The 24,982-nt window shown below is 43.5% G+C and carries 22 protein-coding genes; 11 read left to right on the top strand and 11 right to left on the bottom strand.

Annotated elements, in window-relative coordinates:
• Positions 1–25: 25 nt before the first annotated feature.
• The 9 genes from B7E11_RS13540 to B7E11_RS13585 form a co-directional block, all read right to left on the bottom strand.
• The gene (locus B7E11_RS13540) at positions 26–733 is read right to left on the bottom strand and encodes a hypothetical protein (RefSeq protein WP_080835161.1); all 708 of its coding nucleotides are present in this window, start codon (positions 731–733) and stop codon (positions 26–28) included.
• Positions 734–744: 11 nt separating this feature from the next.
• The gene (locus B7E11_RS13545) at positions 745–1,851 is read right to left on the bottom strand and encodes an SAF domain-containing protein (RefSeq protein WP_080835164.1); all 1,107 of its coding nucleotides are present in this window, start codon (positions 1,849–1,851) and stop codon (positions 745–747) included.
• Between the two features lie 45 nt (positions 1,852–1,896).
• Complete coding sequence (locus B7E11_RS13550; RefSeq protein WP_080835165.1) at positions 1,897–2,505, bottom strand: hypothetical protein; 609 nt, start codon at positions 2,503–2,505, stop codon at positions 1,897–1,899.
• Positions 2,493–2,702 carry a hypothetical protein gene (locus B7E11_RS13555; protein ID WP_139787178.1) on the bottom strand — a complete coding sequence of 70 codons (210 nt, stop codon included), beginning with the start codon at positions 2,700–2,702 and terminating at the stop codon, positions 2,493–2,495. The genes B7E11_RS13550 and B7E11_RS13555 overlap by 13 nt, the downstream gene beginning before the upstream one ends.
• A 90-nt stretch (positions 2,703–2,792) precedes the next feature.
• Positions 2,793–3,737 carry a ParB/RepB/Spo0J family partition protein gene (locus tag B7E11_RS13560; RefSeq protein WP_245809713.1) on the bottom strand — a complete coding sequence of 315 codons (945 nt, stop codon included), beginning with the start codon at positions 3,735–3,737 and terminating at the stop codon, positions 2,793–2,795.
• Positions 3,685–4,512, bottom strand: coding sequence for a ParA family protein (locus B7E11_RS13565; RefSeq protein ID WP_080835175.1), 828 nt, complete (start codon positions 4,510–4,512; stop codon positions 3,685–3,687). The genes B7E11_RS13560 and B7E11_RS13565 overlap by 53 nt, the downstream gene beginning before the upstream one ends.
• A gap of 294 nt (positions 4,513–4,806) precedes the next feature.
• Positions 4,807–6,273, bottom strand: coding sequence for a hypothetical protein (locus B7E11_RS13570; RefSeq protein WP_080835602.1), 1,467 nt, complete (start codon positions 6,271–6,273; stop codon positions 4,807–4,809).
• Positions 6,274–7,030: 757 nt separating this feature from the next.
• Positions 7,031–7,510 carry a hypothetical protein gene (locus tag B7E11_RS13580; protein ID WP_139787179.1) on the bottom strand — a complete coding sequence of 160 codons (480 nt, stop codon included), beginning with the start codon at positions 7,508–7,510 and terminating at the stop codon, positions 7,031–7,033.
• 892 nt (positions 7,511–8,402) lie between these two features.
• The gene (locus B7E11_RS13585; RefSeq protein WP_027093224.1) at positions 8,403–8,741 is read right to left on the bottom strand and encodes a helix-turn-helix domain-containing protein; all 339 of its coding nucleotides are present in this window, start codon (positions 8,739–8,741) and stop codon (positions 8,403–8,405) included.
• Positions 8,742–8,965: 224 nt separating this feature from the next.
• On the opposite strand from B7E11_RS13585, the gene B7E11_RS13590 reads away from it, so the two are divergent.
• The 8 genes from B7E11_RS13590 to B7E11_RS13625 all read left to right on the top strand — a co-directional run bounded on the left by B7E11_RS13590 (position 8,966) and on the right by B7E11_RS13625 (position 19,690).
• Positions 8,966–9,991: a phospholipase D-like domain-containing protein gene (locus tag B7E11_RS13590; protein ID WP_027093225.1), complete on the top strand. Its 1,026-nt coding sequence runs from the start codon at positions 8,966–8,968 to the stop codon at positions 9,989–9,991.
• Positions 9,992–10,223: 232 nt separating this feature from the next.
• Positions 10,224–11,546, top strand: coding sequence for an S-layer homology domain-containing protein (locus tag B7E11_RS13595; RefSeq protein WP_027093226.1), 1,323 nt, complete (start codon positions 10,224–10,226; stop codon positions 11,544–11,546).
• A 269-nt stretch (positions 11,547–11,815) separates the two neighbouring features.
• Positions 11,816–13,297: a hypothetical protein gene (locus tag B7E11_RS13600; protein ID WP_027093227.1), complete on the top strand. Its 1,482-nt coding sequence runs from the start codon at positions 11,816–11,818 to the stop codon at positions 13,295–13,297.
• A gap of 16 nt (positions 13,298–13,313) precedes the next feature.
• Positions 13,314–15,044, top strand: a complete 1,731-nt coding sequence (locus tag B7E11_RS28980; protein WP_139787180.1) for a hypothetical protein — start codon at positions 13,314–13,316, stop codon at positions 15,042–15,044.
• Positions 15,045–15,073: 29 nt separating this feature from the next.
• Positions 15,074–16,009, top strand: coding sequence for a hypothetical protein (locus B7E11_RS13610; protein ID WP_027093229.1), 936 nt, complete (start codon positions 15,074–15,076; stop codon positions 16,007–16,009).
• A 90-nt stretch (positions 16,010–16,099) separates the two neighbouring features.
• Positions 16,100–16,300: a helix-turn-helix domain-containing protein gene (locus B7E11_RS13615; RefSeq protein WP_027093230.1), complete on the top strand. Its 201-nt coding sequence runs from the start codon at positions 16,100–16,102 to the stop codon at positions 16,298–16,300.
• A complete protein-coding gene (locus B7E11_RS13620) occupies positions 16,297–18,705 on the top strand; it encodes a DNA primase family protein (RefSeq protein ID WP_051318316.1) in 2,409 nt (802 codons plus the stop codon). Before B7E11_RS13615 ends, B7E11_RS13620 begins: the two co-directional genes overlap by 4 nt.
• A 799-nt stretch (positions 18,706–19,504) precedes the next feature.
• Positions 19,505–19,690, top strand: coding sequence for a helix-turn-helix domain-containing protein (locus B7E11_RS13625; protein ID WP_027093231.1), 186 nt, complete (start codon positions 19,505–19,507; stop codon positions 19,688–19,690).
• 172 nt (positions 19,691–19,862) lie between these two features.
• On the opposite strand, the gene B7E11_RS13630 is transcribed toward B7E11_RS13625, so the two are convergent.
• Positions 19,863–20,081 (bottom strand): helix-turn-helix domain-containing protein, encoded by a 219-nt coding sequence (locus B7E11_RS13630; RefSeq protein WP_027093232.1) that lies wholly within the window; start codon positions 20,079–20,081, stop codon positions 19,863–19,865.
• A gap of 236 nt (positions 20,082–20,317) precedes the next feature.
• Between B7E11_RS13630 and B7E11_RS13635 the strand changes: the two genes are divergently transcribed.
• The 3 genes from B7E11_RS13635 to B7E11_RS13645 all read left to right on the top strand — a co-directional run bounded on the left by B7E11_RS13635 (position 20,318) and on the right by B7E11_RS13645 (position 24,375).
• On the top strand, positions 20,318–20,524 hold the full coding sequence (locus tag B7E11_RS13635; RefSeq protein ID WP_027093233.1) for a hypothetical protein: 207 nt from the start codon (positions 20,318–20,320) through the stop codon (positions 20,522–20,524).
• 66 nt (positions 20,525–20,590) lie between these two features.
• On the top strand, positions 20,591–21,832 hold the full coding sequence (locus B7E11_RS13640) for a tyrosine-type recombinase/integrase (protein ID WP_027093234.1): 1,242 nt from the start codon (positions 20,591–20,593) through the stop codon (positions 21,830–21,832).
• Positions 21,833–22,275: 443 nt separating this feature from the next.
• Positions 22,276–24,375 carry a DNA cytosine methyltransferase gene (locus B7E11_RS13645; RefSeq protein ID WP_080835193.1) on the top strand — a complete coding sequence of 700 codons (2,100 nt, stop codon included), beginning with the start codon at positions 22,276–22,278 and terminating at the stop codon, positions 24,373–24,375.
• Here the strand turns inward: B7E11_RS13645 and B7E11_RS13650 are convergent.
• Positions 24,372–24,842: a very short patch repair endonuclease gene (locus tag B7E11_RS13650; protein ID WP_342744468.1), complete on the bottom strand. Its 471-nt coding sequence runs from the start codon at positions 24,840–24,842 to the stop codon at positions 24,372–24,374. The two genes, B7E11_RS13645 and B7E11_RS13650, sit on opposite strands and share 4 nt — an antisense overlap.
• Between the last annotated feature and the right edge of the window lie 140 nt (positions 24,843–24,982).

The following is a 24,982-nucleotide window of genomic DNA, read 5'->3' on the forward strand; positions in this document are numbered from 1 at the left end:
CTCCTTTCGTGCGACTTTACCGGCTTCACGCACGCTTTCGCGCACGCGCCCATGCCCGCCGGGCCGTTTTGGCATCGCAATCAAACAACTGTTGCAGCATGTCGAGCACGGTCCGGCGATACGTTCCAGTCAGCCGCTTGATGTTGATGCGGCCATGATGCTGGTTGTCGAGCTCTACGGACATGTCCCGTTCGTCCAGCGGAAAACGGAACACGGCATCCTCCCAGCGTACAGCCTGCTGCGGCAACAGCGAATCGATATACGACTCGGGTATGGTGATCGGCAAGGTAGGGGTGATCAGTTTGTAAAACGAGAGCGGCTGGCCCTCCGCTTCGTGAAGGCACAGCCGCTGCATTAGCTCCGCGTTTTTATACATGCCGAGCCGACTATAATTGCTGCACCAAACCCGCTTGTCATAGCCCGGCAACTCTTGTCCTTTCACAAATTCCGTGTGATCGGTGTCAAGCAGCATAATATCGTATGCCGCTTCGTCTACGGTTTGACGGATGGACCGCTCAAGTTGAGCTGACGTGATCAGCCCGGTCGCCACGTCGAATCCTTCAAACTCCCGCAGCGAATTTGAGAATTCCACTTGCGGCAAATAGCCTTGCATGGATTGAGCGAGCGTGGAATCCACGATCAGCACCTTTTGATCCAACACCGTGAGCAGCTTGCCTAACACAAGAAGCAAATGACTCTTATCCGGCGCGCCGAAAAACACGACTTTTTTCATGACGGCCTCCTTTACTGGTTAAAAATGTTCTCCAGTTTATCTATGCCGGGCGACTCCCCCGAGGGTGAAGCTGGCGCTGATGGCGTTGGCTCCGCGGGTGCTTCCGGCCGATTCCCATTCGTCGTTGACGAACCGGAAGGGGAGGGTAGCGGCTGCGCGGCCGGCGGCTCGCGATCATTCGTAGCCGTTGTGCCCGACGGTTGCGGCGTGGGTGTCTTAGATTGCGTGGCATTGCCTTGCTGCGAGACGATCCTTTCGTTTTGCAGTTGCTGCTGAACCGTCACGCTGCCGCTTGTCACGCGCAGTTTGTCCGACTCGCTCATGGCTTTCAGATTGTCGTCAAGTGTCTTGCGAAGTTTGCGGGCAAGCTCGGTTGTCGCTTTTTCGAGCAGGTTCGGATCATGTTCCATCAAATCAAGCACTTTCGGATTTGCGGGATAATTGACCACAGCTGCTTCCTGCAATCCCGGTTCGATATAGGGCAAGGCATACAGCCGTGCGCCTTGCAAATAGGCATCGATAATCGCGCTTGACGTTTGCAAAATATCCTTCTCGTTCATTTCGAGCCAGATGACCGTTCCCGACAACTCCCGTGCTTTCTTTTTAGCTAACAGGACATAATCTTCTCCTGTCGGAAAGTTGATTCGCACGTCGATGTACTGTCCTTTTTGAAGGTTGGAGGGAAGTTGAATGACATGAAATTCTTGCACCCGCAAATCCTTCGGGATCGGCGTGCTCTCGTACAGCATAGATGGCATCAGCGGTGTTCCGGGCTGCAATTCGATTTTGGCGCTTTTGCCGATGGCCGCTTCCCGTTCAGTAATCATCCCGGATGGCACCAGACTCGCGGGCATCGGGACGGACAGGAGATCCTCTGCCGTGACGGTACCACCGGCCGGAATGGTTCGCGACACGGTCCAGACGTTTCTGCGCGATTGTTCCTCTATCGTTTTCAGTTCCTTGATCTGCCTTTCATAGTGCTCCTTCATTTGCTGCTGATTCTGCTCTTGCTCCGATTGCTTTTTCAGAGAATAAATGACCGCAGCCACAAGTAAACAAACGCTTATGGCGATCGCGGTGATAATGAGTGCCTTGCGGTGCCGATACGTCCACGACATCGCTCACGTCTCCTCTCAATCAATCTTAAACTGCTATCGAAATTTTTACCGGGCATCGTCACGGAGCTTCTGCTTTTGCTGGGTCGCAGCCTGATGCTGCTCCAGTTTTTCTTGCGCCCATGCAGGCATATGCTCCGGTTTTATCAGACCCATAAAATCCTCCCGATTCCAGCGAGCCTCTTCTCCGGTATACAAATTGATCACGTAGACGGCGCGACCTCGGGAATTGGCGGAGGTGCCAAAGCCGCTTAGCGCCAGCACAAGCTGGTTAACAGCGGTGCGATATTCGGGTCGCAACCGTTCCGGCCGGATGACAACAACCTGGTGGTCAATGCGCATGTCTTCGCGAATCGGCTGGCATTGGACTTGGGTAAGGGGAGATAAGGGCACCTTGACACTGGCCCTTTCTTCTTTGAGATCCTCCAGCTCCCATTGCACGCGGGAAACAAAGTCATGCACGGCTTCAAGATAATCCGCGCCGGCTGCAAACGCGTAAAATTGCTCGACACCCAACGAATGGTTTCGGGTGCAGGTACAAACCATGTACGGACGCTCGGCATTGGTTTCGTCTATGCCAAGCAGCACTTCCACCTTCCCGATGGAGATGGCCTGAACGACTTCATAGTTGTCCGCCATTCGCTTTAATTCTTCCATCGTCCGTCCTCATCTCCTGGAAAATTGCGGTCATTCTTCGTTCCCGGGCTTCGCTTTGATTGACCGGTTTCACGAGATTTCTTGTTTCGCGTGCGCGGCTGCTCGGTCTCATCCTCCAAAACTTCAAAGCGGTTGAACCCCGGCTTTTCTTGCATCAGGCGTTCATACTGACGACGCCTCCCTTTCGTAAAATACATGTATATCGCCTCCCCAAAAATGGGCATAAAAAAAGCTCTCCGACTTAGGGGAGAGTGCTGCCGAACAGGTTGGGATGCTTCGGATACAAGTTAGCGTTCCTGTTCCCGCTGCCGTTTTTTATACCAGCTTTCTAATAGTTGCACGATCAGGTCTTCCTTCTGCTTTTCGGTAAAGTCCCTCGGGAAGAAACGGTCAATTCGCTCGCGCTGAATGGTCATCTTTTCTTTCTGGTTCGGCTTTTCCTCCGTGAGAATCGAGAAGATGACATCCACGTTAAGCCGCCCATCCTGGCTCAGTTTTTTCATGCGCTGTGCCTGCGCCAGTGAAGGAGTGCAGTCTTCGGACTGCATCGTTTCGTACAAGGCTTGCTGTTCTTCTTCGGACAAGTAAGAAAGTTCTACGGCCGGATTGAAGGCGATCCGTTTATCGTCCACCATTTCGAGAATGGAGGGGGTCAGTTCGGTAAGGCGGATATAGCGTGAAATCTGGTGCGGGCCTTCCCCAGATTGCTCGGCGATAATTTGCCTTGATGTTTTATTTGCCGACTTCTGCGCAATTAGCGCAGAAGTTAAATCCGTTCTGGCTCCTTGCCTTTTTATTGCTTCCAGTTTCATCTTATAAGCAAAAGCCTTCTCGCTAGGCAAGATATATTCCCGTTGCAGGTTGCTGTCCACCATAATAATGGTCGCCTGATCGTCGTCCAGTTCGCGAACGATACAGGGCATTGTCTCCATACCTGCTAATTCGCTTGCCTTCTTGCGCCGGTGTCCGGCTACCATTTCGTAGCCGCCGTCCGCCTTCGGACGTACCAGGCCGGGAACAAGAACGCCGTATTGCTTCACACTGTCCGCCATTTCCAGCATCGCTTCATCTGCCTTCACCTTGAACGGATGGCCGGGAAAATCGCTGATTTCCGACAGAGGAATATCCATCACCTTCTCCCGCTTTTCATCAGCGCGGCTTTCCTCGGTTGAGAATAAATCAGCGACTGTGGTCAGTTTGATACTTGCGAGCCTGTCTTCTCTCGATGTCAATGCCCTGCACCTCCTTCGTAAAGGCGGCATAAGCCTCCGCCGCTTTTCCATCCGGGTCATGGGCATAAATGCTTTTTCCCTTGGCGCTCGTTTCCGCTGCGCGAATGGATAATGGAATCTCTGTGTTGAACACGCGCAACTTGTCCCCGTAATCGCGCCGAAGAACGAGCGCAATATCTTTGGCAAAATTAGTGCGATTGTCTACCATCGTGAGCAGCACTCCGTCCAAAACCAATTTCGGATTGATCTGCCTACGCACGCGGGCAATCGTCTGCAACAGTTGTGTCATTCCCTTGGCGGGCAAATAGTGCGCCTGAACGGGGATAATGACGCTGTCTGCCGCAGCCAGAGCATTGATGGTCAACATGCCCAAACTCGGCATGCAATCGATTAGTACGTAATCGTAGTCAGCTTTAACCGAATCGATGTATGAACGCAAGATCGTTTCTCTGCTCATCGTATTGACAAGCGATACCTCGACAGCAGACAGTTCAATATTGCCCGGCATTAGGTCAACGCCTTCGCTGTGTTGCAGAATTCCTTCCCGTGCTTCGTAGGATTCTTCCAGCATCGTTTTGACCAGCAACGTGGCTAACGATACAGAGAGACTATCCGGCTCATGGAACCCTAACGAATCCGTCAGGTTGCCTTGCGCATCCGCGTCTACTAGCAAAACCTTCTTCCCATCGGCAGCCAAACCGATTCCCAAATTGACCGCTGTTGTCGTTTTGCCCACGCCGCCTTTCTGATTAGCGAGGGCAATCACTTTAGTCATCCGACATTTCTCCTTTCACGCAAAAAGCCGGTTGCGCTGAATATTTCAGGGCAACCGGCTTTTTGAATAGTATCTATATAAAAAGAGAACACCGCAAGAAGGGCGTTCTCTTGAATATTCATATGTTACAGTAACTTCATTTTCAAATATCTCGTGAGCTTGTTCCAATAGATTTAACAATCTATTCACACGACTTCTAAAACAAATTTCAAAACAACGTAAACTCAAACTTATCATTGAGTGGCTGTATTTTTGTTGTCACTGCCTCCGCATTGTACTTAAATAAACCATACTTTACGAATTACGTCTAACCCTCTGATAATTTGCTCGGGTAGCTAGCCAATCCAAAGCGCTCGGTGTTACTCTCCATGCACTAAGGGAGGCAGAGGCATAAATGATCGCTTCCTCCTCACTCCCCCGTGAGTATGTCTCAGGAACAATATGTGGAATATATTTAACACCTACTAAGTAAGCCGGAACGAAAGAGTTCGCTTCGAGAGCTTTATTCAATGATATGGCCGCTTTGCGGGCACTTTTACAGCGGAAAGAAAGCAACGCTTCGCTATACAGCATAAAGCATGTGGCCTCATTATGTTCCGACAAAAATTCGTCAGCTTCGTTATTCATTCCCTCAGCCAGCAAATAATTAACTAGAGTATAGCGAATACCCAGACTATCATTAGGATTCAATCGGAGCAACTCACGACAGCTTGCAATGGCATCTTGCCGATGCCCATTATCCCAGAGGCATTCCGCCAGTCCCGCCAGTGCCCTCATATATGGCCTGGTCTTAGTAATCCCCCAGAAATCACCTGCATTCTCTTCAAAAAACGAATCCCCTAAAACTTGACGCCCCACCTTAACCCCACGCTCGTACAGTTCCATTCGCTCTTCCGAAGATTCGCTGTGTTCTGCCAACAAATTATAGGCATCCGTACAGTATGGCGACAGCAGCAATGCTTTTCGTGCAATCGAGAGACGCTTGCTTCTACTCATCTCTTCCCATGCGTCATAAATCATCTCCTGCGCTCGATCCAGCTTTTCTCTGTCAAACGGAGGAAGCTTCAATTCAAGTATCGTATTGTCATTTCGTCTATTTTCACCTTGTACTAAACTGAAAGGACCGGCATCAACTGTGTTAAAAAGCTTGATAAAATCATCATAAGCCGGAACAGATCGAGGATGTTGCTCCCTTGGCAAGCTTTCCTTCCATTTTTCGAACAATTTACCCGAATCAATCAAGTATTGGCATACTTTCGAACAAAGTTTGTCCACTCCATCCAGTCTATGATCCACTGTTTCACTTAAATAATAGGATAGCAACTGCTCGATATCTCGAAATATTCTGACTCCCGAAGCAAAACCGCTTGGTGGATGTAGAGGCATAATATCCAGATTCTCCAAAGCGGTAAACAAGCCGTCGGTTGCAACCGTCTTCGGTACAAATAATGCGTCCGGCATCCCGTATATAAATTTTTCTTCCGTCTTCTCCTCGCTCCAAGCATAATAAAGAAAATCTGCAAGAGGAAGCAGCCTTTTCGTCGAAGCTATTCGAAAAGCAAATGTTCCGCTATAATGATCGCGCAATATATAGTAAACGAGATGTTCTTTGCGTGATTTAAAGCTGTTTTTCAGATCAACATCCATCGGTTTTTTCTGGTATCTCAAATAACCATCGTTGCCAAAATAATAATGCCTTGAGACGGAGACCAGTAATTGATGCAATTGGTTAGAATACTCGGAAACCAACTTACGATGCATACAATCGACCCTTTCGTATAATGATGCGGCGTCCTTAGATTGCTCATAGCCAACATACATGATTTTTCGCATTTCGACAAGGAAAAGCATGCCCTACTATCATAAGCAAAAAGACTACCAAAAATCCCCCCACAATCGACGAATAAGATCACTCAGGCATTCAGCATCTTTATTTCATGTAAAAAGCCGATCGCGCTGAATATCTTTAATCAGCTTTTTATATTGCATCTATATAAAAAGAGAACACCTCAAGAATGGCGTTCTCTTGAATAATCACGAATTACAAATTAACCCTTAGCAACGTGTTATTCTATAGAAAAACGAATTGAAGGAAGGGTAGGTGTATCGTGGTTACTTTCCCTATTATGTCTATTGGTTTTTTGTTAGTTTCAATTGTGTTTATACGTTATAGCAAAAGCGATAAATTTACCATTCCCCCAACGATCGCGATTGTTCTCAATGGAGTATTAATCTTATCCTTGATCGCATTTATTGCTTTATTTATGAAAAATAGTGATGTGATTACCCAAATACCTGCACCCTGTTACTGGCTTCTATTGTTCGCTGGGCTCATAATTGAAATCTTTTCTTACCTCCAAAAATATATACCCGGTCATTTCATCGCTGCTGCATTACACTGCTTTGTCGGGTTTATCGCCATCTTTTCTATTGGCCTGCCTCTACTTATTCTAACGTTGATTGAAATAATCATTGCTTTTTATCAGCATCAAAGGAACTAAGATAATTAGAGGAACAATTAGTGTTTTAGTTGATATTCTTTCTCTACCCGGTCAATCAGTTTGTTAAATATCTTGTGATTTTCTGGAGGTTCCAGTTTGAAAAATACCCCTGAGTCGAGAACCTTAAAAAACTGACCATTCCCACCGAACTCAAGTACTCTCACAGTTCCGTCCTTCATGTTAAGTTTAACCAAACGGTAGTAATCCGCTGTAGCATTTCCGGTAAGATGAGTTACTTTATTCAAAAGGTTTACGAGATTATATATGTCAGTCTCCGCATTGATCACTCCGCTAACCGGGTCGTTCACACCAGTGGAAATGGTCACACTTGAAATATCCTCTTTTTTTAACATAAATATTTTCTCGTTTGAGTTAACTGGAACTAGAGGCGAAGTATTGGTATTAGGCGTTTTCGACAACGGTAAATTTCCGCAGGAAGCTAAAAGAAATGAAACGACCGGTATGATTACAATGACAAGCCAATTGCGTTTCCCCATATCCACGTCCCCTTGTTTTATTTGATCGTTTGCACTATCTTTTGACGAATTAATTACTCAATATGTTTCCTCCTCATTCCTAGTCTTGTTGGGTTTCAGCCGGTTGCGCAGATATTTTAGGGCAAGCGGCATTATGCGAAGTTTCTATATAAAAAAGAGAACACCTCAAAAAAGGGCGTTCTCTTGAATATTCATATGTTGCGTCACCTTCATTTTCAAAGACGGTTTTCGTTAACTTATTCCATTGAATTCAACATGTCTACACACACGACGTCCAAATCCATTTCCAAAACAACGGAAACTCCAATTTTATCTTTCAGTACCTTATTTTTGAAGTCGTTGCCGTCCGCCGTGAAAGTCATAAAACGCGCAAAGTGTTGAAAATAAAGGATTTCTACGTATCGATTCGTTGCATTCCTATTACGCACTCCACATGCACCGTATGCGGGAAGCGACCCCGTTGCCATGGCATCTGTTATAGTCGCATATAACCGCATAAATTCAAGGATTTGGCATGCGTTATATGTTCTGTTCTCTGGATTTACTGTACTTTATCACGAATTTTTGCGGCAGTTTTACGGCAATTACGTCAATGGAGCTAACCCGAATAAGTGAGAAAAGTCTGTCCCTAAAAAAATTTCTATGGCTCATATCCGCTATTCGGGGGAATCAGGGGAACAGGGACACGCTACTTGAATATCCTTGCAGCAATTAAGTCTATTCGATCTAAATATTTATAATTCAGGAAGACAAGCGTCAATTTAGGGGGATCAGTAACGATACTTGGGGGACATGTGAAGCCATTATGCCCTCAAAGATTCTTTCTCAAACATCCTTTCTTAAACTTGTGGGATTCCTTCGCGCAGGTTATTTCAGCAACTGTTCCCTTTGCTTATTTTCCCCGCTCCTGTTGCTTTAATATCACCTTAGCTACCTCTAAAATCATCGACTGATCGGCCTTGGGTCGATTACTCAACAGTTCCAAAAGCTCCCCCAATGCATCTTCTCTTACTATCGGGTCCAGCGAACGAAACAATTCCTCCAATGACAAATTTAAGCCATGGGCGATTTTATACTGACTCTCAATGGTCAGGTTTTTCTCTCCCCGCTCCACTTGTCCTATATATTTTTCACTCAAACCGGCCAATTCACCCAATTGTTCCTGACTTAACCCTTTTTCTTTTCTAATTCTTCGAATCCGCTCTCCCAGCAGCTTTGCTATTTCCGTCACGTCAACCACCTCAAGGAAAGCTTACCTGAGGCATACCAAACTATTAAGGAACTAAAAATATCTATTTGACCATAAAAAGAAATTAGTAGTACCATTATTGTGGTCAATATTTCCTAGAAGCGATTTAGAATTTTGGCACATGCCTGTGTATGTTAATAATGAGGGGCTGAAAGATAGGAGCTACCCACCTGCAACAATTCTATAATGACCGAAAGGAGACAAACATGACCAAGCTTTATCATTCTGAATTCGTTTCAAACTTAAAAAGCGACATTACTAAGGCAAAGAAATCAATCATCATCATTTCACCGTACATAACATCGCTTGCAGTGGATAGTCTTCTAAGCGCTATCACAACAAAGCGCCTTGAAAAAATAGTTGTAACGCTCCCCTTTGGAACTGAATATTTAACCGGAGCAGTTGAATTAGAGGCACTAAAGCAGCTTCAGAAGTCCGGATTCAAGCTAAAGTCGTTAAACCTCCTTCACTCCAAAATCTACGTGATCGATAACAAAATCGCTTATATCGGCTCGGCAAATTTTACCGGCAAAGGCTGGGGCTTGATCGAGAACAGTAATATCGAAGTGATGGCCAGAGTTCAGCTTTCCGAAGTCGATGTCGACGAGATTAAAGCAACCTACTTGAACCGTTGCAATTCTCTTGAGCTTGAAGAGTTGGAACAACTAATTTCCGATGGAAGTACCTTGAGGCTGTCTTTCGAACAAATCCAAGAAAAATTAAATGACTTTATCAGAGAAAAAGTTGGCTTGGCTGAAATCAAAAACAAGTATCAGGCATTTCTCCAACACCTTAAGGAACAAAAGAAAATTGCATCATATGTCCATGAGATGAACACAAAACAGTATGGAAAAAATGTGTTCCACATAAAAAAACAAGGAGATTCTTATACCGCCAAGTTAATGTATTCAAGAAGAGCAAGCCCGGATAAAACACATCCCCATAATTACAGATTTGAACTTAGTATAAGCGCCATCGATCAAGCAAAGAAGAACAACCTAGATTTCATCATGATTCTCGAAGGTTTGGAAGGTAAAGGGAACCGCTATGTCAGACTCCCTGCAACGTTTATGAAAAACAAAATACTGAAAAGCAATTATATTAATCAGCAGTCAAAGCTGCAATTTGCCATAAGCGAGAACCAGAGCGGCTTGTACATTAGATGTTTCAACGGAGCGGGAAAGGAACAGAACAGGTTCAACATTTCCGCCTTCGAGAACAAATTATTTTAGCATGCTTTACGTTGCTAGAATTCTACGAAATGCCTGTGTATGGTGACCATGAGCAGAGGAGGCGCAAAAACTTGGGAAAACCTGCCTACTTCGGGATTGCTCCTCTTTCGGCACTGCCACGAGGAGGGATGTCACACTGTAACTGTGTTTCTTTCACTTTCACAGCAGTCGGAACAAGTCACTTAGTCCAGAATGCAAAGCACAACCATACTTCAACAAATGGAGGAGAAACATGAAATCGAAAATTGTATCCAGCTTGTTGGCCACAATGTTAGTCCTGAGTGCCCTTCTTCCTGCAAATGCTTTTGCGGAGTCGAACATCGTCAATAACGGAACGATCAACAATAACGGTATCATCAACACCGGCACAATTGTCGTCCAATTCGTAGACGTTCAGGTCAACAATTGGGCCTATGAAGCGATTTCAAGCATGAGCAGAAGAAATGTCGTGAGCGGCTACGAGGATGGTTCATTCCGTCCGAACAATCCCATCAGCCGCGAAGAATTTGCCAAAATGATTGCCGTAACCTTTTCTCTTGACTTGTCCGTGACACAAGATGTTTACTATAGCGATGTGCCTCCAACCCGATGGTCATATCCATACATACTGGCTACAAAGGAGTATGTCACTGGATACTACCCTCCGAAAGGCCAACCATTCTTCGACCCGACCGCCAACGCAACGCGGGAAGATGTCGCAACAGCCTTGGTGAAAATCATGGGGTTGAGTACGGAAAAATACAGTTCTCACTTCACGGATGAGGACGACATTTCTCCAAAGCTCAGAAAATACGTAAACGTGGCTGCTGATCATAAATTGATAAGCGGTTATCCTGACGGTACCTTCAAACCGCAAAATCCGATTACGCGTGCCGAAATCGCAGTCTTGTTGTATCGGGCGATAAAAGGGATAAGCGACGACGGTAGGGCTGATTCTCCAGATCATCAATCAGAACCAGTTGGGCAATCACCCGATCAGACAGCCGAAAGCCAAAATTCATCGTTCAAAGCGCCAGACCTTTGGGCCGATGTCGTCAAAAATGACTCCCTACCGGGAGAACCAATCACGATTCTTATTAAAGGCGAAACCACACCAAGATCAACCGTGACCATCAACGGAGACAACGTCATGGTAGACCTCGATGGCAGTTTTAGCGTCAATATCCCTGTCACAAAGGACGGCACTTACAATTTTGAAATCAAGTCCAGCTATAAGGGACTCGACACCGTAATAAACAAGAGCATAACGATTACGATTGACCCTCCCAAACTTAGTTTAGAAGAGCCTGACCCGAAATACGTAACCTACAACACAGGCTATAATATCTGGTTTGATTGGGTAGACAAATATGATAGCCAGCCGACATTGTACGTTAATGGTGAAAAAAGGACATACTTGCTTGGCGGCGGTCGTGGAACCAACGGTTATAGCGGTTCATTCCAAGTTAGTCTTCAAAATGGGGAAAATGAGTTCACCATCAAACTGGTTAACAGATACGGAAAAGAAAGCAATACCGTGACAAAGGTTGTGTATCACCAACCAAACAACAGATGAAGGGACTGATAAAGTTGACTGATCAGAACGATGCGCAAAAATTAAACTCCAACTCAACACAGGATGCCATTGACCGGGTGCTAGAGGAACTTCGGAAGGAACTCAAAGCGGAGGGCAAATCAGACAAGGAAATCGAATACATTTTGGATAGATTCAGTTAGGAAGAATTCATAACACCCGGTAGAGGGACGTTTCATCAATACCTCTTCCGGGTGTTCGTTCAACCTGCAATCTTGATAAGTCATGGCTTGACAAGGAGGCAACTGTTTGTGAAGAGATTGAAGACGATGAGTTTTACCAGCTTACTGGCGGTTGCTGCATTCGTAACAGTGAGTATCACATTAGCAGTCAATAACTGGAGCATAAAAGAGATATTAAGGAGAATCATGCCACCTAATGAAAAATCAATTGTTCAAAAAGTGGAACGAGAATTTTGGCATGCGATCAAAACTGAAGACTATGAGAGAGCCGGATCACTTGTTGTTCTGTCAACTACCGTACAGATACCGGAAGAAGAGCTTCGTAAATTTCGCAATAAATTGAATCAAGTTCTAATTCCTTCAAAATTGGATTTGTTTGTAGTAGATCAGTTGGAATTCTCGGAAAAAGTTGTTTCCATAAATGACCGTTCTGCCAAGGTAGTCTGGATTTTTACAAATTTCTATGAGGGTGAAGTAAATAGCAAAGTGACGTTGGAATTTAACATGATCAAAACTGAAACAAATCAGTGGAAAATTGACTTGCAAAGCTTTCACAAAAAATTAGATGAAAACTTAGACTCAAGAAATCAAAATTCAGTCGATGAAGCTGCAAATGTGGAGACTTCGAAATCAGCAATTGGAAAGGAGACTACACATCCAACAAGTCAACAACCACAACAAAACGAACCAAGTGCACCGGAAGAAGATGCCGTTCTTTCTTTAGAGGGCTGGACCGCAGGAGAACGGTTCTCGGAAGTTCAACACAAAATTCCTCAGAATGTATCCATTGAATACGATAATTTGTGGGATACTTACATAATTAATTTGGAAGGAAGCTCACTCCAATTCACAGGCGGAGGAATTTTGGATTTCATACTGGTTTCCAAGGACGGTTTGGGGCTAAGCAACGGGTTGAAAGTTGGAGCTTCAGAGGGAATAATTAGCGATTATATGGGAACACCATCAGCTCTACAATTTAATCCTGATTACACCTATTACGATTTTGAAAAAGAAAACTACGATATTATCATCTTTACCAAAAGCGGTATGGTCGACAGTATACGAATGAAGTATAAAGGCGAATACTCTCAGCAAGACCAAATCGCCATCTCCAAATTTTATAAATCGATTAATAATAACCCAGAGAATGGAGAACACGAATCGACAGCTTCGTCTTCCGGCCAAAAAGTGCAGACACAGGCAAAAAAATTTGATAAGCAGGAACTAAATAATATATGGCTTGATCTTGCGAACAAAGTTGCAAGCTACACGGTTATTACTCGAAGCAACAAAACGGATAATGAAGTACTGAAAAGATTAAATGAAGTTTTAGATGAACTAGAAGATATCTTATCGCTACTGGAAAGTTCCGAACATGAAAACGAAGATAACTCTTTGTACTGGAATGTAAGGAACCATGCCCAGCAGGTGGATGATTTGTATTTTAATAAAGCTTTGGGGCTACAGCTTAAAATAAATGGAGAAGAAGAAAAGGTCTACTCCCCTTTTCTAAAAGAAGCCGATTCCATAGAAAAATCACTTTATAAATAAGCATTTACCTATATCGATGAGCTGGGGAACCATTGGAACCCCGGCTTATTTTTATAATTCGTTCTCAAGATATCTTCCTCCCCTGCTACTTCCGAAGCCGGTGATTTTTCGGAAATCATCAACAAAGAAAGGACTGGTTAAAGTGCATCTGACCAAGCAAGATAAAGAATGTCTAATTGCCTTATTAAGATATCACTTTGGACACAACCGTGTAACAAGCATTAATGAAATTAGGGATGAAATAAGAGAAGCAAACGCAACATTAGCCGCAAAGTTGAAAAAAGCAAGTAAGCACCTTGGTTTCAAAGCTTACCTGACAAAATACTTTCTCAAAAACTTCATTAACGAAGGCTGGCTAACTGTAACCAATGAATGTATACAGGTGAATTTATCTCCCACTCGCTGCTCATTTTGCTTTGCGGCTATTGAGGATGTTTACTTGGTTGATATTGATTTAAATCGATATTGCGGGTGGAACTGTGCCGAAAAATCGCCTTACTATTGCAAACCGTATGAAAGTAACTTGGACATGTACAGCAGTCTATTCGAGCGATTTTCAAAGTGGTTGCCGCTATGCCGACAACTAACCGCAAACATATTAAATGCATCAACCAGTGAGGGTGCGAAAGAGCTATTATCTGAAATTGGTAGATATTTGGATGACGTGTATTGGGATGATTTTCTTCCTCCTCACGAAAACCGAAGCTGTATTGATTCCGAGATTTACCGAATGCTGACGACGCTCCGGAAACAAGCAGACAACCTGCAAAAGCTGATACATGACATTGAAGATACTGCCAACAGTTCAAACCTTTGTGTCCAATGCGCAAAACCAGTCGATGAACGGTACGTGGTTAATCAGAGAGGGCAGTATTTCTGTTCGGAAGAGTGCCACGAAATCTATCATGAACTTTATGCCGATGAATTTAAGGAAATGGATGACGATCACCCGTATTACTTTGATTACTCATCCATCCGTCAGGAGTTTATTTACTGGACTGAATGGAAGTCGCTCCTTCAAAAGAAGGCCGAGTCCTGTTGTTACCTGAACGCCCATGCTCAATGGAATGCAGATGATTTTATTGACGAACTGGACGACATCATATGGGAATACAGGGATTATATCCAAACCGATGGAGATGACGGCATATTCGCCAGAGAGATTTACAACTATACTTTGAAGCTGCGGCATATTCAGCAGCAGCTTTTGAAATGGAGACCGGAACGAGCCATTTATTACGGTCTCTATTTTTATGACTGTGAGCAGGACATAGCCGAAAAACTGCTTGAAGAGATTCGCGCGGCGGAAAGTGATGAGGTTGTTCAAACCTTAGATCAACATTCACACCCCTTTCATGAGCATTTCGATTACATTTTTAAAACGGCACAGGAGCGGGACAGTATATTCAGCCTGCTTTCCCCCTATTTTGAGAGCAAAGGATTTCATTTGAGGACTTATTCCGCCCATTTATGTGACGGAGGCTGTGGCGATTATTTGGATTTGAGTGATAGTCTCTACTGGCAAAACGGATGGTTTTATTGCGAAAGCTGCCTTGATAATTATGACGTTGGAGAACTGAGTTTAGACGAATTAAAGCGCTTGTTAACATACTTCGAGATTCACAATGAAGAGCTACAGCGAATTATACATGATAATCACGGGGACTATGACCGTTACAAAAGCATGATTCGAAGAGCTTGTCGAATTCATCAAATCGAATTTCCTGCTTGGGCCGAAAATTTGTGAATCGATCAAAATTGAAAGAAGGAACAAAAATGGCGAATGAACTTTTTATGCGAAATGGAGAACTGCGACCCGAACACCCGGAAACGGAACTTTTCCCTGATTTTTATGTTGCGCAGCATGCGGAAAAATTTCTTGATTGTATCGAAAAAATTGCTCCTGACGTTGTTAGTGATCTATTAGCTTTAGAAGATGACTTCCGTTCTGCCTTAAAAAAATGCAAAGGAATTGCAACGCTCTATCATGCCATCATGAACCCATGTTCAACTTCGGAAGAAGAGATTGGAAAATTAAGAAATCATATATATGAGTGGGCCAAGAAATACAACCTTATCGATCATGAATTACACTGTAGGCAATATATCCGTGTTGGCTTTTTATTTCTTCGCGACTTCATAGATCATGGAGAGTGCAGCCTGTCTGACTGTGTTGATTATCCGAATGACTCGGAATTCAATTTTGGAACTCTATTTCCCATTCGATTTATTCCAAAACCTGAAATGCTGGTTTATAAATCCATGCAACTCAACAAAACAATGAAAAAACAAGTTTATGAAAATAAGATTGCCGATATAAAAAACTTTGAATCTGACTTGGATAGTGAACTATCCCGCTCAACAACCATTGGCTGCGGTTGGGACCCAAGGAAGATGCCAAGGGAAAAATTCAGAGATATTATTACTGGGCTATTCGAGGATTATCTTAAAATGTCCCTTGACCGGACGGAACAATTTATTAAAAAACATGGTTTCACTGCCTCAACGGGTGAAAGACAAAATAATCATACCGAATGGCTGGTCAGGTATCAGATTCTTAACGAGGATTATAACAAAATCGCTGATTTCTACAACAGCACCGACATTTCGGGAAAATTGATTAACAAACCACTATCTCCTAGCGCCGTTCGTAAGGGCATTCTAAAAATGGCACAGCTTCTTAATTTGCACCTACGCGAATATTCGAAATAGAAAAAAAGGAATTAACGATTTTTTCTTAATTCCACGAACTCAAAGCACCTCCATGACAAAATGAAATCAAATTTACGGAGGTGCTTTGACATGGAAAGAGTTTTATTGACATTACCCGAAGTTGCCAAAATTTTGGGTATCACCAAGGAACGCGCCTATGCGATTGCGCGGAAAGGGCTGCTTCCTACCGTCCGAATCGGTAGACAGATTCGAGTAGACCAAGAACAACTGAATAGCTGGATTAAAAGCGGCGGACAGGCTTTATCCGGAGGATGGAGGCGGTGTCAATGAATAGACCGGCGCAACCTGACCAACAGCAAACGGCCCGCTTCTTTCAACTCCTGTACGGAAATAGGGAAAACGGATGGCTTAATATTTGGGAGAAGCAAGGCAAAAAATCGATTTGGTATCCTGTTGGGAAGCTCCATGAAGCACTATCTGAAATTTCAGGACTTGCTCTAAACAAGCACGATGTCTATTATGGCGTCGGACTTCAAAGGGAAAATAAATCGGGTACGGCACGTGGAAAATCGTCGGATGTGTCCTTTCTTCCGGGAGTTTGGATGGACATTGATTGTTCCGAAGGTAGTCATGCCAAAAAAGGGCTCCCTTCTTTCAGGGAAGCAGAAGATTTCATAAACTCCTTCCCGCTCCAACCGTCTCTCGTTGTTAATAGCGGCGGTGGGTACCATATTTATTGGCTGTTAGAGCAAGGCATTGAGATCACAACTCCTAAAGAAAACAAGCAGGTTTCGGAATTGGTCAGAAATTTTCAAAATGTCCTGCGCCAAATAGGCTTTCAACATGGCTGGGAATTTGATAACACATCCGACTTGGCGCGGATTCTGAGGATTCCGGGAACGTTGAATTATAAGGATAACGTTTCTCCAAAAGAAGTAAAAATTGTTTCGGAGAACGAGATCAGATATTCTTGGGAAGCTTTCAGCAGCTTCATTGAAGAAAATAGCCTATCTGATTTCCATAATGAAACCAATGGCTCCAAGGTTAGTGAATATCCGCCTTCAGATGCAGAACTAATCCTTGAAAAATGCGCTTTCTTACGACATTGTCAAGATGAGGCAGCAACATTAACGGAACCAAAATGGTTTGCCATGATAAACGTTCTTTCCTTTGCCGAAAACGGAGCGGGACTGATTCATCACCTAAGTCAGCCTCACCCAAAATATACCGAAAAAGAAACAAACGACAAAATTAGTCGGGCTCTTGGAAAGAACGGAATAGGCAAACCCATGACATGCGCCACAATACAAGAACAGTGTGGCGATTCCTTGTGCCGAAACTGCCCTTATAAAGATCGCATTAAATCCCCGATTGTGCTTGGAATGAAACAACAGTACCCTCTTACTGACTTGGGGAATGCGGAGCGTTTCTGTCAACAACACAAAGGGAATATACGATTTCATGCCAAAAAGGGAACCTGGATGATATGGGATGGTACACGTTGGAGAGAAGACGATACCGAACAAATCATTCAATTGGCAAAGGAAACCGTTCGCTCCATTCATAAGGAATGTGATTTTACGGAAGATGAATCGGAACAGGTCAAAATACGTAAATTTGCCTTCAAGTCTGAAGCCGAGTCGAAAATCAGGGCTTTTCTGAAGCTAGCACAAGCAGAAAAGGGTATCCCCGTCCTCCCTGATGAACTGGATGCTGCCCCTTGGAAATTGAATATATCGAATGGAGTAGTTGACCTGAAAACGGGTAAACTGCTTCCTCACGACCCAAATTACTTAATGACCAAGATTGCACCCGTTCAATTCGTTCCCGGAGCAACCTGTCCGAACTGGTTACGGTTTATTCATAGAATTATGGGTGGCAATCAAGAATTAATTGAATATATCCAACGAGCGATTGGTTACAGTCTTACAGGGGATACGTCTGAACAAGTTCTATTCCTTTTGAATGGAACAGGGAGAAACGGCAAAAGCACACTTCTGACCACCATTCAGAAATTACTTGGTGACTATGCTCAACAAACACCATCAGACACTCTGATGTCCAAAAACAAGACGGGTATTAACAATGATATCGCTCGACTGGACGGTATCCGGTTTGTTTCTGCATCGGAAACGGACGAAGGCAAGCGGTTAGACGAATCTCTAATAAAGCAACTGACAGGCGGAGACAAGATAACGGCAAGATTTCTCTTTCGGGAGTATTTCGAGTTCAAACCTCAGTTCAAATTGTTCTTGGCGACAAACCATTTGCCGAACATTCGAGGCGGCGATGAAGGAATATGGCGAAGAATTCGTCTCATCCCTTTTGAAGTCCGTATCCCGGAAAACGAAATCGACACCCAACTTGGCAATAAACTTCATCAAGAGTTGCCGGGCATATTGATTTGGGCAATCCAAGGCTGTCTGAAATGGCAGGCAGTAGGACTTCAAACGCCCAGAGTAGTACAAGACGCCACGGATAGGTATAGGCGCGAGATGGACACCATAGGGAATTTTATATTTGAACGATGTTTTGTAGGTGATTCAGCAGAATCCACGATTGCTACTCTGTATGAAGACTACAGGCATTGGGCAGTTGAAGCCGGAGAGTACGTTCTCTCTCAACGTGAGTTCACAAAGCGTCTTAGAGAAAGAGGCTTTGAAGACAAGAGAATTGGGAAAAACGGAAGTCGAGGATTCAGAGGCATAAAAGTCAAGCCGCTGGTTACCCGTTAACTTCCGCTACGAAACTGACAATACTGACCATATAATCCTACTACCCGCAAAATCAGTACCAATTTCTTTTTCTGAAAACCTATAATTTTTCGGTCAGTATTGTCAGCAAATACATTTCCTTATTGATTTAGGAAGGCATAGGGTGATTATAATGAGAAAACTATTTCCGAAACCTGTAGTTGATCGTCATTTGGCATTAAGTATAACCGATCTATTCAAAGCCCAACTCCTTACCGAAGGAAACCAGTTTCAATGGGTTTGGCTTAAAAATCAGAATCCACTTGTAACAATATCGCTGATACTTTTTAATAATTCAATTTTTATCACTGGAAATTCAATTCAGGCCGTGTCAGTCCGCTTGACTTACACAACTTGTAATTACGGAGGAACACGCCCTTGGTTCAAATGTCCAGCATGCGGACGTCGGGTGGAAAAACTCTACTTGGCTAAAAGGCTCTTACGTTGCCGACATTGCCATGGACTAACTTACATAAGCTGTCAAACATCCCGTAATCATCTGATGAAAATGCTATTACAGAGCCGCAGAATCAAGCAAAAGCTGTTCGTTAGGGGACTTCTTAATTCAAAAAAATGTCTTGTAACTCGCCCGAAATGGATGCATTCCTCCACATATCGCAAGCTTCGGAATGAATTCATATGTTCAGAAAGATGCTTATCGCAGGCATTTTATTATCAGTTGGATTCTCTTCTGAAAAAAATGAATTGAGGAAAGTATAACGTCTTGTTAGTAATCGCTTGTCAAATCCGATTACCACAAGACTGAATGGAGTGAAGTAAAATGGAAAAAATCACATTGACAGTTAAAGAAGCCGCGAAGTTGACTGGCTTGTCTGCGACGACGATTTACAACATGTGCGCGGCTGGACAATTGCCACATACAAAGGCAAGAAAGAGAATTTTACTTTATAAGCCAACGCTCGAAAAGTGGCTGGCTGGCGAACTGCCGGAATCGAAACGAGCATAAAAACTGGTTCGGGTGTGAAAAGCAGACCAAAACCCCTATCAAACAAAATGGAAAAAGAGCATTTTCATCTGACCCGCTTCAACGGTAAGGGTTCTTATGATAGCCAGCCCGGAACATCGGAAGCCCCAATATGTCGATTACCTTTTCTTCAAATCCTGTATCACAAATAGACTTACTGTGAAGTCGGTTCTTCTGGAATATACTCTAGGATGTCGCCGGGCTGGCAATTAAAGACCTTGCATAAAGCGTTCAGATGCTCTTTCCCGATCTCCTTAATCGTTTCACGATAGTACGCTGAAAGAGTTGCCGGGCGAATCCCCGTTCTTTCGGAGAGTTCCTTTTGGGTCATTTTATATTTGCCAAGCATGTCTGATACCTTAATCTTTATCATTTCGCAGCTCCTCATCGTTACCTTAATAGTAATAATATATCACTAAGAGAATGATCGATCAATTTTTCGTAATATATTTACTTTTAACGTATTGAATAATTACTCTAAGCGTAATATAATACACTACAAAAGTTATATTGTTACGCTAGGGGGAATAATATGTTTGCTGCCACCAAATTACTGCTGGTGCAATCAGCAAATACGTTAGAACTGCCCAGATCGGCGGTGAAGACGGAATGAATTGCAGTAAAAAAGCTATATGGCTGGCCTGTAACTCCGAATATGGCGAACGCCTTGCGGAAATCACCAAGGAACACGTTTCGCTGGCGAAGGAATTAACTATTAACGGCCGGTTTATGACCGCCAGAGATCGGGAAATCGTTATGAGCCGCGTTGAGGCCCTGCGGCAGGAGCGGGACGGAATTATTTCGCTATTTGAGTAATACGACGTATCGACAGTTATTAGCCGTTGCGCAATTATTTTTTGATAAATAAAGGAGATGTCACAAATGGCAAACCATCGTCAACGCGGCAAAAACTCTTGGGAACTTACCGTAAGCCTCGGACGCGGCGTAGACGGAAAATATATCCGGCGTACAAAGACGATTAGTGTCGAGGACGAGCGCATTCTACGAGCGCCCAAGCGTCTGGAGACTTATTTGGAACAAGAATGGCTTAAGTTCAAAGAGGAAGTGGAAGCGGGAGAATACATAGCGCCAGCTAAGCTCACATTTAGCCGATTCGTAGAGCTGTGGAAGGAAAAATATGCGAACAGGCATCTTGAGCGGAAAACGCTATACTCCTACATGGTGAATCTGAACACTCGTATCTTGCCTGCATTCGGGAGATTTCAACTCGATCAAATAAAACCACTGCACATCGTCGATTTCCTTGAATCACTTGGGAAAGCGGGAAACCGTAAAGACGACAAGGCAGGCACGCTATCGAGCGGAACGATTGAAATGAACCACAGGGTATTAAAAAACATCTTCTCCCGAGCCGTTGAGTGGAAGGTCATTAAGACGAATCCAGTGGCGGATGTCAAAAAGCCAAAAGTTGTCTACAAAGAAATCATTCCATACGATGAAACGGAAGTACGAACTATGTTACAAGCCCTCCAGCGAGAGCCGTATCATTGGCGAATGATGATCACGTTGGCACTTACTACCGGGATGCGCCGTGGTGAACTGCTCGGTCTGGAATGGAAGCATATCGACTGGAAATCCGGCGTCATTGACGTTCAGCAAAGCGTTTCAATCTCCCTGAAAGGCGAGATCATTGTCAAAGAACCGAAGACGAAGAATTCCAAACGAAAAATATCGTTGCCACCTTCGGTCTTGGAGGAATTGCGAGATTATTACGCATATCGCGTGAAGGAGCGGGATAAAATCGCAGACGCTTGGAGAGGCTGCAATGATAGTGAAGGCAACGAACGGCATTTTGTATTCTGTCATATGGACGGAACCCCGTTCCATCACGAGCGTCCCTACCTGTGGTTTCGGGGATTCGTCAAGAAGAACGGTCTCCGCTATATCCGCTTCCATGATCTGCGTCATACTTCAGCAACATTGCTCATAAATCAAGGCGTCCATGCTAAAGTAATTTCTGAACGACTTGGACATGGCAGCATTACAACCACAATGAACATTTACGGGCATGCCCTCCGTTCCGCCGATCAAGCCGCTGCCGATAAGTTCGAAAATCTGTTCAATATTGATGCTAAACAGACAGATCAAAAGACGTCGGGGTAATATTCCTCCCAGCGTCTTTTTCTTTTATACTCGTTTATACCGACTGTTATTTGGTATAATTACCCATGAAGTACATCTACATAGGGAGTAGAATCCGACATGAAAACACTTGTCCTTGAATTACAAGAGGATACTTACAATTCGGCTAGCGATATTACATCCCTTTTGAAAAAAAGCGCGAGCGGCTCAAGAATAATAAAGCTCATTTGCTAATTGCATATATCTATGGTATCATTTCGTAAAAAATATGGACAGAGGAAGCACCTCTTTTTCGCAAATTGCGAGGGGGTGCTTTTTATGTCCTGACGAAGTCTTATAAAATGAAGCTCCCCGCAGCAAACTGCGAGGAATTAGACTCTCAGAGACTAAACGAATATCTTCTCTTCTTCTCTTTTATGCTATAAACTATTATAATATACCTGTTCCCCAAGGAGGTAAAATAATTGAATACCAGATATACCGCAATCGACCTTTTTGCAGGTGCAGGGGGAATGTCGCTTGGCTTTGAACAAGCGGGTTTCGATGTTCTTGCGGCGGTTGAATACGACCCGATACACGCATCCGTTCATCAATATAATTTTCCGCAAACGAAGGTTATATGTGCCGATGTAAGTAAAATTTCCGGTTATGAAATTCTTGAACAGGTCGGTATGAAACCCGGAGAAATTGACGTTGTTTTCGGCGGACCTCCTTGTCAAGGGTTCTCCATGATCGGTAGAAGACTTGCCGACGACGCTCGGAATGTTCTCTTATTCCACTTTTATAAAATAATAAGCGAGATTCGTCCTAAGTATTTTGTAATGGAGAATGTATCCGGCCTTACAATGGGAACCGCCAAAAATCTCCTTCAAACAATAATTAACGAGTTCCAAGGAATCGGTTACGAAATAACTTTACCTTATAAAGTTTTGAACGCTTCTTCTTTCGGAGTACCGCAAAGTAGGAAGAGACTGTTTCTTTATGGAGCATACAAGGGGAATCCATTGATCGAATACCCTACACCAACTGTTATACCAAGAGAAATAAAAGGAATGTCTCCAACTTTTAAGCTTAACGATCTTCCGATAGGACCATCTGTCCAAGACGCTATTGCAGATTTACCCGATGTAGATTTATTCGAGGAATTGTTAGCTCAAGATTGGATTGAGTTCGAAGTAGAACCAAAAAGCGATTACGCCCGTTACCTTGCAGGACTTCTTGCCGATAAAGAAGACCTATCGTGGCCCAGAAATCATAATCGAAAAATTTTAACGTCCTCAATGCGTACCAAACACAACGATGAATCGAAACAGAGATTTATGGCAACCGAGCATGGACATGTCGAACCCGTTAGCCGCTTTCTCAAGCTTCATCCCGACGGCGTATGCAATACATTGAGAGCGGGAAGCGATAGTAAGCATGGAGCTTTTACAAGCCCAAGACCTATCCATTACCTGTATCCTAGAGTAATAACCGTTAGAGAAGCCGCTCGTTTGCATTCGTTTCCCGATTGGTTCAGATTTCACGTAACTAAGTGGCACGGTTTCAGGGAAGTGGGCAATGCCGTCCCGCCGTTATTAGCAAGAGCAGTAGCAAAACAAATTGCCTTTGCCTTAGGCGGTAATTTGAATCGTCCTACACAAGTTTTAAGCCTTTTGAACGAGGAATTGCTTTCTTTTACTATGGTAGCCGCCGCGAAAGAACATAATGTTTCCAAGGACGTTGTTGGAACAAGAGACCGCGAAGCGATTATTGAAGGAGGTAGTAGAGTGGCATCTAAATACGACAAAATAATCACGGACATTTTTTTCACTTATTATCGAGACGGACTACGCGAATTCGACTTTGTACGCGAAGACATTGAACGATCAGCCGACAAACTTGGTATAAGATTGCCTAAAAATATCGGAGACGTGATATATTCCTACCGATTTAGAAAAGCGTTTCCGAAGGAAATTCTCGATACTTGTTCGGGAGAAGAAGAGTGGACAATCGAAGGAATCGGGGATGCAAAATATCGCTTTAAGCTTTATTCGTCGGGAGCAAAAATCTCTCCAAGCCCCAACATGTTTCAGATAAAAATACCCGATTCCACTCCTGAAATTATCGCCAAATATGCCTTTTCGGATGAACAAGCTCTCTTGGCTAGAGTTCGTTACAACCGTTTAATTGACATCTTTACAGGAATAACGACTTATTCTCTACAAAACCATTTAAGGACCAAAATTCCAAGTATTGGTCAGATTGAGATTGATGAAATTTACGTTGGAGTAAATAAAAAAGGCGAACACTTTATTATTCCAGTACAAGCCAAAATCGGCGGCGACAATATCGGCATCACACAAGTAAAACAAGACCTTGAATATTGCAATTATCGATACCCTACCCTTAAACACAAGGCTATCGCAGTTCATGCGAAAGAACCGAATTTAATCGCTATGTTTGAATTAGTCATTCAAAACGACGAATTGAAGGTTGTCGAAGAACGACATTACATATTAGTCCCTGCATCGGAAATTTCCGAAGACGATTTAAGAATAATGGGAGATATAGGCCATAATTAACCTTTACACACGCCCGAGGGTATTTCTTCGGGCAATTTCTTTTTAACTTTTGAAATAAGATCATAAATCCTATTTATACAACTTTCGAAATCGTCCTTTAATTCATGTTCCCAAATTCTAAGGATGTTCCAATTGTTTTCTTTATAATATCGGGTAATTGACATGTCCCGCTCTCTATTGCGTTCCAACTTAGCTAACCAAAATTCAACATTCGACTTTGGTATCTTACAGTGGATTGGGCACATGTGCCAAAAACAAGAATCGATAAAAACGACTATCTTATCTTTTTTTATTGCAATATCGGGTTTACCTTTAAGATTTTTTACATTTCTCCTAAATCTAAGTCCACGTTTCCATAACTCATGAGTTACAGAATTCTCAATAAGGGATTTTTTACTTTTAACTGCCCTCATTAGGTCGCTTCTTTTTTCTTTAGAGAGTCTATCGACCAATGCCACCCACCTCACATAAAAATTCCAGCTTATTTTGTACCATTTATTGAGGATATAATCCAACAAGTGAAATTTTCAATAGGCTTTTAATCAAACAAGCCATCCTAAATCCTAAGAAAAAGGATAGCTCGATTCTCTAAGCCCATTTATTTTGC

Source organism: Cohnella massiliensis (assembly GCF_900169535.1).
In the GTDB taxonomy this organism is placed as follows: Bacteria; Bacillota; Bacilli; order Paenibacillales; family Paenibacillaceae; genus Cohnella; species Cohnella algarum.

What these genes read in the sequence shown, in the direction of transcription:
- B7E11_RS13590 (WP_027093225.1), top strand. Translation starts at nt 8,966, where the DNA reads ATGACCAAGCTTTATCATTCTGAATTCGTTTCAAACTTAAAAAGCGAC.
- B7E11_RS13565 (WP_080835175.1), bottom strand. Translation starts at nt 4,512, where the DNA reads ATGACTAAAGTGATTGCCCTCGCTAATCAGAAAGGCGGCGTGGGCAAA.
- B7E11_RS13630 (WP_027093232.1), bottom strand. Translation starts at nt 20,081, where the DNA reads ATGATAAAGATTAAGGTATCAGACATGCTTGGCAAATATAAAATGACC.
- B7E11_RS13635 (WP_027093233.1), top strand. Translation starts at nt 20,318, where the DNA reads ATGAATTGCAGTAAAAAAGCTATATGGCTGGCCTGTAACTCCGAATAT.
- B7E11_RS13555 (WP_139787178.1), bottom strand. Translation starts at nt 2,702, where the DNA reads ATGTATTTTACGAAAGGGAGGCGTCGTCAGTATGAACGCCTGATGCAA.
- B7E11_RS28980 (WP_139787180.1), top strand. Translation starts at nt 13,314, where the DNA reads ATGAGCTGGGGAACCATTGGAACCCCGGCTTATTTTTATAATTCGTTC.
- B7E11_RS13615 (WP_027093230.1), top strand. Translation starts at nt 16,100, where the DNA reads ATGGAAAGAGTTTTATTGACATTACCCGAAGTTGCCAAAATTTTGGGT.
- B7E11_RS13640 (WP_027093234.1), top strand. Translation starts at nt 20,591, where the DNA reads ATGGCAAACCATCGTCAACGCGGCAAAAACTCTTGGGAACTTACCGTA.
- B7E11_RS13625 (WP_027093231.1), top strand. Translation starts at nt 19,505, where the DNA reads ATGGAAAAAATCACATTGACAGTTAAAGAAGCCGCGAAGTTGACTGGC.
- B7E11_RS13620 (WP_051318316.1), top strand. Translation starts at nt 16,297, where the DNA reads ATGAATAGACCGGCGCAACCTGACCAACAGCAAACGGCCCGCTTCTTT.
- B7E11_RS13545 (WP_080835164.1), bottom strand. Translation starts at nt 1,851, where the DNA reads ATGTCGTGGACGTATCGGCACCGCAAGGCACTCATTATCACCGCGATC.
- B7E11_RS13570 (WP_080835602.1), bottom strand. Translation starts at nt 6,273, where the DNA reads ATGCATCGTAAGTTGGTTTCCGAGTATTCTAACCAATTGCATCAATTA.
- B7E11_RS13540 (WP_080835161.1), bottom strand. Translation starts at nt 733, where the DNA reads ATGAAAAAAGTCGTGTTTTTCGGCGCGCCGGATAAGAGTCATTTGCTT.
- B7E11_RS13610 (WP_027093229.1), top strand. Translation starts at nt 15,074, where the DNA reads ATGGCGAATGAACTTTTTATGCGAAATGGAGAACTGCGACCCGAACAC.
- B7E11_RS13550 (WP_080835165.1), bottom strand. Translation starts at nt 2,505, where the DNA reads ATGGAAGAATTAAAGCGAATGGCGGACAACTATGAAGTCGTTCAGGCC.
- B7E11_RS13580 (WP_139787179.1), bottom strand. Translation starts at nt 7,510, where the DNA reads ATGGGGAAACGCAATTGGCTTGTCATTGTAATCATACCGGTCGTTTCA.
- B7E11_RS13595 (WP_027093226.1), top strand. Translation starts at nt 10,224, where the DNA reads ATGAAATCGAAAATTGTATCCAGCTTGTTGGCCACAATGTTAGTCCTG.